Genomic DNA, 12943 nt, shown 5'->3' on the forward strand with positions numbered 1-12943 from the left:
TACTTAATACAATAAAGCACTAAGGAATTTTATAAAGCGGTGTTCCGCACATCGTACCTGAACCGATTCTATGCAGTTCAACACTGTCGTCCAATGCCCATTCACAGACATCACCGGAAACGATATTGCTGCATTCCTGATCAGCATCCTCACATTGGAACTGACCACCGCCCAAGCTAACAATTCTGTAAGCCGGCTCTAAAGCTCGTGTACTCTTCTTTGCCAACATGGTGGCAAAAGCTGACCCTGTTCCCAGTGCTACCAGGATGACAGGAAAAAGAATTTTTTTCATAATAAAAAATATTTGATTTGCTGCCTACTCTGAAACACGGTTTTCGGCTTCCCCGTTTTTAAAGTGTTTTTTCAGGGGCTGGGTAAGTTTATATTGTACCAGCTGATTTCCAACAATTGCGTACAAATGCTCGTCGGTAACTCTAAAATCTGACATGCTGTTATTTTTAATATTGTCGATGTACATACTGCCAATATATTCCTGAGATGCAGTATTATAGATGTCGATGACTTTGCTTTCCTGCCATCTGTTTAAAGATTCATGCCTTCCTCTTAATTGAGCAGGGTTGAATAGCAGTCCTCTGTATACGATTGCATGTCCGTTGACTTTTAATGCAGGTTTAGACATTTTAGATTTTCCATTGGAGAGCGGAGTTACTTTAATCTGTGCGATTTTAGTCGTATCAACAGTTCTCCATCTGTAAATAAGCTGCATGGAATGGTTCATTACAAGAAACTGGTTTCTATAACTGTAGATATAGCTGACAGTCGGTTTTATAGGATCAGCTGAAAGATAACCGTCAGAATCAAAAACACCGTCTATTTGCTTTTCAAGCAGATTAGGATACAGTTTCACAAAATTTTTACCATTGTTATTGATTAAAATGGTTCCCAGCATTAAACTTTTGGTTTGAGATGAAAGAGTACGTATGGCAATTTTATTACTATCAATAATTTCAAGCTGGCTAAAGAATGCATCATTCAAACTGATGACTTTATTTTGTGTATCACCTAATTTGCCTTTTAATATGATGGGAACATTTCCATCATAGATATAATAATTATGATCTTTAACTTTAATCTCTATTTTTTTAAATGGATATTTGCTGAGCTCCAGATCAATCTTAGTATTTACAGCTTTCTTTAAAAGTGAATCAACTGCTAATATATTTTGAGGTAAGCTTCGGTTAGCTAAGTAAAGCTCCTCATTTTTAGCACCGGCAAAATAAAATGAATGGTTCTCCAGATCCATACTTTTTATTTTTAAAATAGGATGCATCAGAAACCTTCTGGTAAAATTGTTTTCCTGTTTTATGATGTGTTCTGACTTGAAAAACAAGACAATGACGAGGATACAACTCAACATATTGGAAATTCCTAAGATTAATGCTGTTTTACGGGTAGTCTTGTGATTTGCTCTTTCGGTGGTGAGAACTGATAAACCTCCCATAATTACACAAAGAATATTAAAAATCAGATGTTCAGTCCATCCCATTTTTTCTAAGATTCCTCCACATGAGCACGGAACAAATTCACTGTAATTTAAAATGAGAAATATATAGATCGTAAATGCTGACATTAAAGCAGTTGATAAGTATAATCCAATCAATCTACTGCTTGGAAAAATTAATAACAGTACAATAATTAATTCTACAATAATAACAGCATAAGAAATAACACCTGCATAAGCACTAAGTAATGGTGACTGAGCAATTTGAACTTGGAAGTTTTCAAAATCTAACAATTTGCTCACACTTGCATAAACAAACAATAGAATAAAAAAGCAGGAAACAGTTTTGATAAAGATAGTTTGGAAGTTTTTCATGGCTTGTTATTATTGGGTTTAACAGACCTGAACCAGTCTCCATCTGATTTTCCATCCGCAATATTCAGGCATCGGTTCACCCTTAAATAGGGCTACGGTTGTTTTGAAATTCCCCACACTTTCCCAGATGCCACTCTTTGGACATGGTACGCCAGTAGTAACTGATATGGAAGTATGGGAAATCATAGTTTTTTGCTTTTTAATCCTGAGTAAGCCGCCAATTATCACCGTCCCTGACAGGAGGGTCTTTTGTTCCAGGATCTTCAATTACTTCTATAGATTTAGCAGAATCCTGTTTCATTACTAAGCCATTTATTGTGGACTCTGATTTTTCAATATATTCACTATTTGAGATCATATCTTCATCTCGATGGGTACAGTTTTGTAGACAAACTGTTGCGATCATTATGCTAAAAAATGGGATAAACTTTTTCATTTTGATAATTTTAATTTGGTTATCCCGGCCGGATTATATTAGAATTCTGTTGTCAAAATTATCCGGCTTTTAAGCTAAAAAAAACTGTTATATGGCTCTATTTTAAAATTGTTACGTCTCAATTTTAAAATTAATACATTAGAATATCTGAGTTTAAGTGGTTGTATTTGCATGTTTTACAGGATTTTTGTCTTTCTGTTATTTAATTCATTGAATTTTGATTTATTTAAAACATAAATGTTTATTTTTGAGATAGTGAGGTTCTAAATATCAGGCTATGAAAAAGTTTTATTACTTTCTCATCATATTTCCTACTTTTTCACAATTTTTATTTTCACAAAACAAAGAGGAAAAAACTTTCAGTGAAATTAGAAAGCATTATGAAAAAATGGAAATAGATGACGTTCATGCAATGCCCTATGTAAAACTGTACATTGAGAAAGCAAAAAACGAAAATAATTTTTCAAAGCTGATTCAAGGGTATAGAGATGCGAGACAATTTGACTTTAAAAACAAAATGAAGTATGCTGATAGTGCGCTTACTGCCAGCTTAAAGCATGGAACCCAAGATGATATCAGTAAAGAGTATCTAAGTAAGGGAATCATCTATTATTTTTATCAAAAAAAATTTAAGCTAGCTTTAAATGAGTATATTAAAGCCTATACCCACTCAAAAGGTTCAAAAGATGAGTACCATCGGTATAAAGTTCTCTATCATTTAGGAATTGTAAAAAGTCATTTGGGCTATTATGATGACGCAATGAAACATTTTCTTGAATGTATTTCATTTTACAGGCCAAAGTTGAATGAAAACCATCATGAAAATGAAAAGTTTAATTATGGGAAGGCGTATCTCAACTGCTTACATCAACTGACCGTACTTAACAGATATCTGAATAACTTTAACAAGAGCGACAGTTTAAGTATGTTGGGTTATCGGTTAACCGCCAATAATAGCGATTTTGCATTGGAAAAAAGCTATTTTCTCAAATGCATCGGAATTTCCAGATTTCATAATAAAGATTATGTTGGTGCTCGGGATTACTTGCAAAAATCTTTACCCACTATTCTTAACAGAAACGATTTCGCCTGGGCTTCTGTAGTATATTATTACCTGGGTAAAACTTATGAAGCGCAGGATAATATAAATAGGGCTACAGGATGTTATAACAAAATAGACTCTATTTTCAACAAACATGATTTTATACTTCCTGAGGTGTATAAGAGTTATCACTATCTTATTGATCATTATAAAGATAAGAATGTCGAAAAGCAGCTGTACTATACCAATCAGCTTTTAAAAGCAGATAGTTTAATCAGTAAAGATTTTCCATATTTATCTTTGAAACTTCATAAAGATTTTGACCGACGTACATTGATGGATGCAAAAGAAGAAATCGAGAGATCCAGTACCAAAAAAATAGTATTTGCTCAGATGCTGATTGCTTCAGGAAGTGTAATTCTTGGCTTTTTTGTTGTCCGGCATCGAAGAGATCAAAAGATTAAAAAGCAATATCAGCTTCTCCAAAAGAGAATTGCTGAAGGAAAATATAATATCAATGATGTTTTAAGAGAAGAAATGATAGAGCTCCCTGTAAGAAAGACTTCTCTTACCCCGGAAATGGCCTTAGAAATAAAAGAAAAGCTTCAGAAGTTTGAGCAGGAACAGTATTTCAGAAAGAAAGGGATTACGCAGAAAAGTATTGCTTTAAAGCTGGGAACCAATTCCCACTATCTTTCGGTTTATATCAATGAACAAAAAGGGATGAATTTTAATAAATACATGGCCGAACTGAGAATCAATTATATCACTAACTTACTTAATACCAACAGTAAATATTTAAACTATACTATCGAAGCATTGGCCGAAGAATGCGGTATAGCTGCACGTCAGAACTTTTCAAATCTGTTCTTTGATATCAATGGGATAAGACCTACTGATTATATAAAGAATCGGAAAAAGGAGCTGGGTATTAGTTGATTATGTAATGCTTTAGGTAATTTTTGTAAATTTCTGAAAAAAGGACATGGTAACAAAAACTATTTTTAAAAGAACTTCACAATTATTAGAGGATCTGGATCTAAAGATTAACGAAGTCAACACTGACGGAAATGATCTGATTAAAACTTCGGAAAAGGCATTACTTATTATTGATGAGTCGATAAGGAAATTAAAACTTCTGGTTTCAAACCACCATTTTGATCACATTGCTGAAGAGGTATTGTTTTTTAAAAAACTGAAACCGCAGTTTATCTCAAAATTTATTTATTATTCTGCAGTATTGGATATTGAATCTCATAAACCGGCTGCCGGAAATAAGACTTTAAAAAAATATTATGAAGCAGAACAGGAAAAATTGAAAAACTTTTATTTGGAGCATTCTGAATTTTACAGTTACTATAAACGAGAAGCGACCTATCTTGATCATAAAATATTTGTCCGTAATTCTTATGATTTGAAGATGAAGCTATCATCCGGGTTTTATAACTATGATCCAAGTTTTACAACTTCCCACGATCATATGATCGCCAGATTTATTTCCAATCAGCAATTTGATCAGTATTTAAAAAAGCAAATTGAAAGTTCGAATGATAACTTTACTGCAAAAGTATTTTCTCCTCTTAGCTGGTCGGGATCAAAGGTCGGTCTTATAGAGCTTATCTATGCGCTTTACCAGATGCGTTGTTTTAACGGTGGTAATATCGAGTTAAGCGAGGTCATAAAATTTACAGAAAAGTCATTGGATTGCGATTTAGGTAATTTTCATAAAACCATCTTTGAAATCCGTAACCGAAAACAGGGACCAACCAAATTCCTTCAATTGGTGAGTGATAATTTGAATCAATATTTTATGAACAATGATGCTGAGTAACATAAATACCCAATAAAAACCTCAAATCGTTTGGTATTTGAGGTTTCACTATTTAATCATTTTTCATTAAGTGCTGTAAGCCGGGATCATTTTTTATTCTGTCCATCTCATTGGTGACAATGCTAAGAATATCTGCCTTGACTCCTTTGTAACTTTCTTCAATCTGTTTTTGCATCAGATCATTCCCGTCTATATCAGTGAAAGATCGGATCTTTGGTATTTTCTGAAAGTCTTTCGCCTCCCGAGAAAGCTTAACTGTATCCATAACAATCTCCGAATGAAAGATCTTCTGATCAATTCTTTCATCAAAGTTATCTGATACAGCACCGACAAAAAATCCCTGTGTCAGGGTTGAGATTTTCGAAGCAGGAATCAAACTGTCCAATTGGGTAGAGATGGAGGTTGAAGTATCATTGCGATTGATGGATATACTTTGTCTTTTCTGGAGTACTTTTCCAAAACGTTCAGATAAGGTTTTTGCTGTTTCTCCAACCACTTGCCCACTAAAGATATTTCCTACTGTGTTCTGAATAACCTTACTTTCCTTGTCCCCATAGTCCCTGGCCAATTGGGAAAAATCCTGAAATCCGAGACATACAGAAACTTTGTTACTTCTGGCAGTTGCAATTAAATTATCCAAGCCTCTGAAATAAATAGTGGGAAGCTCATCAATAATCACAGAACTCTTTAACTGTCCTTTTTTATTGATCAGTTTAACAATTCTTGAATTGTACAATCCTAACGCGGCAGAATAAATGTTCTGACGATCCGGATTGTTTCCTACGCACAATATTTTGGGTTCTTCAGGATTATTGATATCTAAAGAAAAATCATCTCCAGTCATTACCCAATACAATTGTGGTGAGATCATTCTTGACAAAGGAATCTTTGCAGACGCGATTTGCCCCTGCAACTGATCCTGTGCACCGCCCTGCCATGCATCCATAAAAGGAGAGAGGTAGTTCTCTAATTCAGAATAAGATGTTAATATCGTAAAAACATCTTCGTATTTTTTGTTCAACAGTTCAATAGCATGTGGAAAAGTGCAGTATTTGCCGTTCTTATAAATTTTAAGAAACCATATGATGGCAGCTAGCAGTATGATAGGACTCTCAACAAAGAAATCGCCCTGTTTTTGTATCCAGCTTCTGTTAAGGTTTAACATGATGGTGTAGGCAGCTTCGTACGCATCCGATATATCCGTCATAAAATTAGGATTTAAGGGATTACAACGATGACTTTTTCTAGGGTCGTCAAAGTTGATGATATAGAATTTCGGCTTTACTGTATAAGCATCGAAATGATTGATAAGATGATTGTAAGCAATAGTAGACAGATCATCAAATTTAAAATCGTAGATGTACATCGAAAATCCTTTTTCGATATGCTGTCTGATATAGTTGTTGACAATGGCGTATGATTTTCCTGAGCCCGGGGTTCCTAAGACAATGGTGGCACGAAACGGATTAACCACATTAATCCATCCCTGATGCCACTTTCCCTGATAATAGAACTTGGTTGGAAGATTAACAGAGTACTCGTTATAGAGTAATTGAGTCTCCTGTTGAAAACTTTCGTTCTCATTGTTAAAAACATCGGTCATCAAATTCGTTTTCAGTAAACGGCCTGTCCAGACTCCTGCCTGCATCAGTAAAATGTATCCGGAGCCGGTAGATAGAATATAAAGTACAGCTGTAAAGCTGGTATCAAGTTGTAAAATAATTGAGTTTAAAAAGAATAGGACAAAACCAATAGAAAAAGCGATACTAATTTTTTTCCGGGTGATTATCTCATTCTTTACGCCTTTTGTACCAAGACAACTCAAACCTAGCAATATAATAGCGAAGAGCTTAGAGTAAATGGCATGAGAAAATAACCCTGCTGTTTTGTTAAAATTATAAAGTATCTTATTGATGAGTTCCAGTGTCCATTGTCGCTGTGCAAAAAATCCGTAACAAAACCAATACAGATGCATTAATACTACAATAATGCTGACCGCTAGCATAAATGCCATGATTTTGGCAAGCCCTCTTAAATCGTCTTCACCCTGCATATCACATTTTAGAGGCATAAATACAGGATTAGGTATTCTCAACTATAAATGCGCCGTTGCGAGCATCTGTTGGCTGGCTTTGGCTCTTAGGACATAGTTATAAGGGTAGCATCTTGGAAAAGAATATTATTTTTTTCTTCTTTTTCTTTCTCGCTTTTTCATTTGAGACGCAAAAATTTGCTCTTCGTGATCCTTATCTTTATCTGAGGACAATAAACTGGAAAAGAATCCGTGAACTCCTTCGTAGCTGTTATTGCTGAAGAAATGTTCTGAAGATTTTTCAAATGATATGTCATTATTAGAACTATTGTATGAACTGGCTTCAGGTTTTGTTTCTATCTCATGCCATAGTTTGTTGAATGAGTTGGCTGAAAGCTCTTTACCTAACTGTGAACCATTCCAAACAGATTTGGAGTTATGGTCTATGAATGTAATTCCGTAAATCCTTCCATCATCATTCTTTCGTATGACCGTAGCGGTTCCCTGTTCAAGCAGTTGTTTTTTAAATGCAGTTTCAGTTCTGCTGGTACTGATTGCTGTTTCAATGGTTCTTTTAAGAATGAATTTTAATGGATCATTTTTCATTTTCACTTTAGATTTCTCAATGAGCTCCTGAATATTTTCTACTCCTGCATGCCTACCAAAAAGGGATGATTTAAAAGGATTGCTTATTTTTTTTCCATTTTTATCCGTAGCAAAATAGACCATTCCTTTTCTCATTTTTCCGTGAAGCTCTCCGTTAACTTCTTCAACGGAAATATTGAATTGAGAAAGTAAAGCCCTATAAGCACCTATACTTTGAAAGCTGTAAGTTTGAGGCATATGTCGTAGTATCGAGGATAATTGTGTTTTGATATTCCCCTTAGTATAATCTACAGGTTTAAAAATAGAGCTTTGATTTAAATTTCTATTCGCACCAGTAACTTTCAAGTTGTATTGTTTTTCCAGTTTTCTACAGGCTTCCATCGATCGAGAGTGATCATAGCGATCTGATATTTTCTTCCCATCGATCTGGACGCAAGTGGTGACTATGTGAATGTGAGTCCTGTCAATATCCGTATGTTTAAACACTACATAAGGTTGGTTACCGTACCCCATTTCCTGCATATATTTCTGAGCCATTTCTCTATAAATTTTGTCATCAACCTTATCGTTGGGGTCAGGGTTTAGGGAAATATGTCTTACCGGTTTTTCAGTTTTATTATTGGCAATCAGATAGGGTTCAAAGTACTGATGAAAAAATCTGACAGAATAAGGATGGTCCCACAAATCAGGAATCTTATTAGTGAATAAAACCGTTCCATTTTCGTTGTCAACTTTTTGTTGATTGTAGGTAAGGGCACCCCATAGATTTTCACCTTTTCCAATTTTTGCAATCATTTTTCAGAAGTTTTTTGAATATGGTTTTGCTCAAATTCTTTGGTGAGCTCTATAATCTTTTTACAAATTAATGCTAGATCTTTGGTGTGATTTTCCAGTTTAAAGAGATAGAAAGACGCTTTTTTCTCTGTAAAATTTCGATATAAAATTTTTACAATCTGATTATAATTGTTTCCAATCGATTGAAACTGGTAAAAGAATTTAGTGAGTTGGGTATGATAATCCATTGTTGCAATATCCACTGTTACAATCTTTAATTCTTTCTGAAACAAAATTGTTGTAATAAATTTTGCTTTGTTACTCATTCCAGAAGCCTCATATAATTTTAAAAACATTATATTTTCCTCATCAGTAAGTCTAAATACATACCTGTTTTTACTTGGGTTCAGCTTGGGCTTACGTCCTCCTTTATTGTTTTTATTTGGTTCCATATCATCCAATTTAAAGTTAAGAAAATCACGACTTCGGAGTGGTTTTATAGCCCCAGCCAGGGCAAGTAGTTTTGAGGCACAAAAAGGTTATGAGGCACTCAAAACATAACTTGCCCCTTTCGGGTGAAAGGAAATATCTTTAATAGAATAGATTTAAGGCATTATACTATCAGACACTGCCATTTCAAAAAACTCCTCAATCTTCTGAAACAAAGTAAACCACAATCAATTAGAGAAACGGTATTGTAGACAAAGCCAAAGAAGGAAGTGTGCTGCCAAGAACTACCATTAGATAAGCACTGAAATAGAAATGTTCTTCATTTGCAACAGATGGAGGGCAGGACATTGATAAGGCAGAGGTGATGGACATCCTGCATTGTTGAAATCCTGCATTCTTGCAGTCCGGCATGCCAGCCGTCTTGATATCATTCGTGAGAGATAGGAGTAAGAAAGCTAATCTGCCAGGATAGAAGTAAAGACAATAATCATTCAGTACTGATGTAATCCAATATATCTGTCAGGAATCTTCGTCAACACTCTTGATAGCAAAGTATACAGCATGCAGTCACTATTGCTTAAAGGCTTGCTGTCCTTCATCCTTTCAAATTAGGTTTAACTAAAATTCATTTAAAATGAAAACAAAAAAACAACCCACAGTTATTGCATTTTCCACTCAAAAAGGAGGCGTAGGAAAAAGCACTTTTACATCACTTCTAGCAAGTTTTCTTCATTACCGGTTAGGTTATCAGGTCGCAGTATTTGACTGTGATTTTCCGCAGTACAGTTTACTGCAGATGAGAGAAAGAGATTTGAAAATGGTGATGCAGAATGAGATCTTTAAAAAGATGGCTCACCAACAGTTTACGACGATCAATAAAAAAGCGTATCCCATTTTCCAGAGTAAAACCGATAAGGTTTTAGAAGAAATGGAAGCTTATGTTAACGGCTCAGAGATTGTACCCGATGTCATCTTTTTAGATTTACCCGGCACCGTTAATACGGCAGGTATTCTGAGAACCTTGACGAATGTCAATTACATTTTTTCTCCTATTACCGCGGACCGTGTCGTATTGGAGAGTACCCTAAGTTTCACTGATGTATTGACGAATGTGTTGATGAAAGAAAATCGAACGGGGATTAAAAGTATTCATTTATTTTGGAATCAGGTTGATAGAAGAGAAAAAACGATGTTGTACAAAAATTACAGTAAGGTGGTTACAGATTTAGGGCTGCAGCTTATGGAAACAACGATTGCAGACAGTAAAAGATTTCGGAAAGAAGGTGAGTTGACAGCAAAAACGGTTTTCAGATCAACATTACTGCCTGCAGATCCTAAGCTGTCGACTCAATGCAGGCTGGATAAGTTCATAGAGGAATTTTTAAGAATTGTAAGACTATAAGACTATGGAATATGAAAAAAAAAACAATGATGATAAGGGGATAGATGAACAATATCTAATGTCCATTATGGCAGGAAGTCCTAAGAAGGAAGTTCTTTCAAAAACTGATGATTCTCCAAAGGAGAAAGGTGAAACAAAAAATAAATTAAAGAATAAAAAAACATCAGATTTAAGCTATGTCGAGCAGTTTCTGACCCACCACACAATGACTAAGCGGGGTGATAAAAGTATCTATATCCGTTCGGAGTATCACGAACGTCTCTCACGTATTATTCAGATTATTGCAGACGACCAAATACCTTTGTATGCTTATCTGGATAATATACTGGCGTATCATTTTGAAATGTTTGAAAAGGAAATCACTGATGATTTTAATAATAAATACCGTCCAATCTTTTAATATCATTTTATGGAAAAAATAATCATTATAGGTTTATTAATCACTATCATTCTAATTCTCCTAGACAGAAGATTCCCAGTCAATGTTCGTGCGAAAGATAGTAGCAATACTAAGAAAAGCCCTCCATCGATAATGGGAGCTACCAAGCAAATAAAAAGACAAGGTTGGCCAGTTGAAGCCCTTGAAAGCCACCTTGAATGTACTTCATTAACAGAATATAATTTTGATTCAGAAACCAGAAACGGGAAAGCCGCTGATGTAATTCAGAATAAAAATCTTGATGATATTCTAATCAATGATGATTGGGAGCAGGAGGAAGAAGATTGGAAATATCAGGACTCCAATGTCGAAAGCGGGCTTGCTACGGGGGTTACCTTTCAGGAATTGAGTACTGCGGGTCAGCTGCTACAGATGGAAATGCTGGAACCTGACTTAGAACAACAAGCAGTTGCTACAATTCAAAAAATTCATGGGACCGAGCTTTTTGATCTTTTGGAAAATTCATTGGGAGGTGCTTCGAAGCGTATTGCTAATTTGTTAAGTCAAAGCATTTCGAATGAGGGTGAAGGAATAGCTTCCAATGACAAAGATGGTGTTGAAGGTTTCGATATTGGGGAGTTTGTTTAGGCAAATTCCCCTTTTGTTATTAAGAAGTTTCAATTAAGATCTGTTATCAAACAATTCGTGCAGCTTTTTCTGCAGAACCTTTTTGTCAGGAAGTTGAGTCTTATATTCAGAAACCATTGTTGGAGATAAGCTTCTGCTGAGAGCATATTCTACCACTTCACTGTCTTTGTCTTTGCACAGCAAGACGCCGATGCTTGGATTTTCATTCTGACGTTTGACATCTCTGTCCAATGCCTCTAAATAGAAATTAAGCTGACCCAAATGTTCCGGTTTGAATTTATCTGCTTTTAGTTCAAAAGCCACCAGACATTGCAGTCCTCTGTGAAAGAATAAAAGATCGATGTAAAAATCCGAATTGCCGACCTGTACTTTGTACTCTTCGCTGATAAAAAGGAAATCCCGTCCTAATTCCAGAATGAAATTTTTCATCTGCTCGATCAGACCTTTTTGGAGATCACTTTCGTTGAATGTTTCTGGTAGATTTAAAAAGTCAAATACATAGCTGTCTTTAAATGTATTGGCGATGTCAGCATTGGTTTCTCTCAACACTGTTGAGAGTTTTGAATTTCCGATCATGGTTCTTTCAAAAAGGCTGCTGGATATTTGTCTCTCTAATTCCCGAAAGCTATAATTTTCCTGTTTGGTCAACTTAATATAAAATTCCTTTTCTTCGATCGATTTACATCGGGAGAATATGGTTAGATTATGAGACCAGCTTATTTCTCTCAACAGTGTTGAGATTTTTGGAATTTCTTTATAGCTTTCATAAAACTGCTTCATCCTCCAAAGATTTTTATCCGAAAATCCTTTGATCTCCGGTTCATTGGTTTGGATATATAGAGACAGTTCTTTGACCACTGATTGTCCCCATTCACTCAGCTCAACCTTTTTGCTGATATACTCACCAATATTCCAATATAGATCGATGAGTTCCTCATTGACTTTTCTTATCGCATTGTTACGAGACTGTTTGATGAGCTCAATAATATCCGTGAACCTTTTATCCATGATTTAATTTTTGAAATTCCTTACAAATTTACAATTAATTATACAGGAATTCTGACCAGCACACGGTTTGTTAACAGCCAAAAGATTCCATCCACTGCCATTCCTGTTATTTAGTACTAAGACCCGGACATCTTTGTCATCAAGCCCGTAAAGTGCGGGTTTCATAATCAAAAAATCTATTCATTATGAAAAGACAAAGAAAAAAAATTCTGGTATTAGGTCTAAGCCTGATGCTTGTAAGTGGTGTCTTTGCCCAGGGTAATGGTTCCGCGGGAATCAATGAGGCAACACAGATGGTCACCTCTTATTTTGAACCCGCTACCCAATTAATTTACGCTATCGGTGCTGTAGTTGGGCTAATCGGAGGTGTAAAGGTTTACAACAAGTTCAGCAGTGGTGATCCAGACACCAGTAAAACTGCTGCAAGCTGGTTTGGAGCATGTATCTTCCTAATTGTTGCAGCGACAATTCTTCGCTCATTCTTCCTTTAAAATGATG

The 12943-nt window shown here is 35.4% G+C and carries 14 protein-coding genes; 6 read left to right on the plus strand and 8 right to left on the minus strand.

Annotated elements, in window-relative coordinates:
- Nucleotides 1-19: 19 nt before the first annotated feature.
- Genes PZ898_RS22605 through PZ898_RS22620 form a run of 4 tightly spaced genes read right to left on the minus strand, consistent with a single transcriptional unit; the run spans nt 20 to nt 2273 of the window.
- Nucleotides 20-292 (minus strand): hypothetical protein, encoded by a 273-nt coding sequence (locus tag PZ898_RS22605; RefSeq protein WP_153394535.1) that lies wholly within the window; start codon nt 290-292, stop codon nt 20-22.
- 24 nt (nt 293-316) lie between these two features.
- Nucleotides 317-1837 carry a MauE/DoxX family redox-associated membrane protein gene (locus PZ898_RS22610; RefSeq protein ID WP_277694293.1) on the minus strand — a complete coding sequence of 507 codons (1521 nt, stop codon included), beginning with the start codon at nt 1835-1837 and terminating at the stop codon, nt 317-319.
- Nucleotides 1838-1855: 18 nt separating this feature from the next.
- Nucleotides 1856-2023: a hypothetical protein gene (locus PZ898_RS22615; protein ID WP_185151954.1), complete on the minus strand. Its 168-nt coding sequence runs from the start codon at nt 2021-2023 to the stop codon at nt 1856-1858.
- 13 nt (nt 2024-2036) lie between these two features.
- Complete coding sequence (locus PZ898_RS22620; protein WP_042720013.1) at nt 2037-2273, minus strand: hypothetical protein; 237 nt, start codon at nt 2271-2273, stop codon at nt 2037-2039.
- A 277-nt stretch (nt 2274-2550) separates the two neighbouring features.
- Here PZ898_RS22620 and PZ898_RS22625 point away from each other — a divergent pair, with 277 nt between their 5' ends.
- Both PZ898_RS22625 and PZ898_RS22630 read left to right on the plus strand, forming a co-directional pair.
- On the plus strand, nt 2551-4254 hold the full coding sequence (locus PZ898_RS22625; RefSeq protein ID WP_277694294.1) for an AraC family transcriptional regulator: 1704 nt from the start codon (nt 2551-2553) through the stop codon (nt 4252-4254).
- A gap of 46 nt (nt 4255-4300) precedes the next feature.
- The gene (locus PZ898_RS22630; RefSeq protein WP_042720015.1) at nt 4301-5146 is read left to right on the plus strand and encodes an RteC domain-containing protein; all 846 of its coding nucleotides are present in this window, start codon (nt 4301-4303) and stop codon (nt 5144-5146) included.
- A gap of 52 nt (nt 5147-5198) precedes the next feature.
- Here the strand turns inward: PZ898_RS22630 and mobC are convergent, their stop codons facing one another.
- The 3 genes from mobC to mobA form a co-directional block, all read right to left on the minus strand.
- Nucleotides 5199-7199 carry a conjugal transfer protein MobC gene (gene mobC, locus PZ898_RS22635; RefSeq protein ID WP_277695615.1) on the minus strand — a complete coding sequence of 667 codons (2001 nt, stop codon included), beginning with the start codon at nt 7197-7199 and terminating at the stop codon, nt 5199-5201.
- A 126-nt stretch (nt 7200-7325) separates the two neighbouring features.
- Nucleotides 7326-8579, minus strand: a complete 1254-nt coding sequence (gene mobB, locus PZ898_RS22640; protein ID WP_277694295.1) for a conjugal transfer protein MobB — start codon at nt 8577-8579, stop codon at nt 7326-7328.
- Entirely contained in the window at nt 8576-9010 is a 435-nt protein-coding gene (mobA, locus tag PZ898_RS22645) for a conjugal transfer protein MobA (protein ID WP_153394528.1), read from the minus strand. The genes mobB and mobA overlap by 4 nt, the downstream gene beginning before the upstream one ends.
- A gap of 632 nt (nt 9011-9642) precedes the next feature.
- Here mobA and PZ898_RS22650 point away from each other — a divergent pair.
- From PZ898_RS22650 to PZ898_RS22660, 3 genes are read left to right on the plus strand one after another with little or no spacing between them, the layout of a single operon-like run.
- Nucleotides 9643-10410, plus strand: a complete 768-nt coding sequence (locus tag PZ898_RS22650) for a ParA family protein (RefSeq protein WP_153394526.1) — start codon at nt 9643-9645, stop codon at nt 10408-10410.
- A 4-nt stretch (nt 10411-10414) separates the two neighbouring features.
- Nucleotides 10415-10810, plus strand: coding sequence for a DUF3408 domain-containing protein (locus PZ898_RS22655; protein ID WP_042720019.1), 396 nt, complete (start codon nt 10415-10417; stop codon nt 10808-10810).
- Nucleotides 10811-10819: 9 nt separating this feature from the next.
- Complete coding sequence (locus tag PZ898_RS22660) at nt 10820-11437, plus strand: hypothetical protein (RefSeq protein ID WP_277694296.1); 618 nt, start codon at nt 10820-10822, stop codon at nt 11435-11437.
- 33 nt (nt 11438-11470) lie between these two features.
- Here the strand turns inward: PZ898_RS22660 and PZ898_RS22665 are convergent, their stop codons facing one another.
- Entirely contained in the window at nt 11471-12445 is a 975-nt protein-coding gene (locus PZ898_RS22665; protein ID WP_277694297.1) for a PDDEXK nuclease domain-containing protein, read from the minus strand.
- Nucleotides 12446-12630: 185 nt separating this feature from the next.
- Between PZ898_RS22665 and PZ898_RS22670 the strand changes: the two genes are divergently transcribed.
- On the plus strand, nt 12631-12936 hold the full coding sequence (locus tag PZ898_RS22670) for a DUF4134 domain-containing protein (RefSeq protein WP_042719903.1): 306 nt from the start codon (nt 12631-12633) through the stop codon (nt 12934-12936).
- The last annotated feature ends 7 nt before the right edge of the window (nt 12937-12943 follow it).

The sequence above is a fragment of the Chryseobacterium sp. WX genome, assembly GCF_029542485.1.
Classification (GTDB): Bacteria; Bacteroidota; Bacteroidia; order Flavobacteriales; family Weeksellaceae; genus Chryseobacterium; species Chryseobacterium cucumeris.

Coding starts and splice junctions, on each gene's coding strand:
- mobA (WP_153394528.1), bottom strand. CDS start 9,010: ATGGAACCAAATAAAAACAATAAAGGAGGACGTAAGCCCAAGCTGAAC.
- PZ898_RS22650 (WP_153394526.1), top strand. CDS start 9,643: ATGAAAACAAAAAAACAACCCACAGTTATTGCATTTTCCACTCAAAAA.
- PZ898_RS22655 (WP_042720019.1), top strand. CDS start 10,415: ATGGAATATGAAAAAAAAAACAATGATGATAAGGGGATAGATGAACAA.
- PZ898_RS22625 (WP_277694294.1), top strand. CDS start 2,551: ATGAAAAAGTTTTATTACTTTCTCATCATATTTCCTACTTTTTCACAA.
- PZ898_RS22660 (WP_277694296.1), top strand. CDS start 10,820: ATGGAAAAAATAATCATTATAGGTTTATTAATCACTATCATTCTAATT.
- PZ898_RS22670 (WP_042719903.1), top strand. CDS start 12,631: ATGAAAAGACAAAGAAAAAAAATTCTGGTATTAGGTCTAAGCCTGATG.
- mobC (WP_277695615.1), bottom strand. CDS start 7,199: ATGCAGGGTGAAGACGATTTAAGAGGGCTTGCCAAAATCATGGCATTT.
- mobB (WP_277694295.1), bottom strand. CDS start 8,579: ATGATTGCAAAAATTGGAAAAGGTGAAAATCTATGGGGTGCCCTTACC.
- PZ898_RS22615 (WP_185151954.1), bottom strand. CDS start 2,023: ATGATTTCCCATACTTCCATATCAGTTACTACTGGCGTACCATGTCCA.
- PZ898_RS22605 (WP_153394535.1), bottom strand. CDS start 292: ATGAAAAAAATTCTTTTTCCTGTCATCCTGGTAGCACTGGGAACAGGG.
- PZ898_RS22610 (WP_277694293.1), bottom strand. CDS start 1,837: ATGAAAAACTTCCAAACTATCTTTATCAAAACTGTTTCCTGCTTTTTT.
- PZ898_RS22665 (WP_277694297.1), bottom strand. CDS start 12,445: ATGGATAAAAGGTTCACGGATATTATTGAGCTCATCAAACAGTCTCGT.
- PZ898_RS22630 (WP_042720015.1), top strand. CDS start 4,301: ATGGTAACAAAAACTATTTTTAAAAGAACTTCACAATTATTAGAGGAT.
- PZ898_RS22620 (WP_042720013.1), bottom strand. CDS start 2,273: ATGAAAAAGTTTATCCCATTTTTTAGCATAATGATCGCAACAGTTTGT.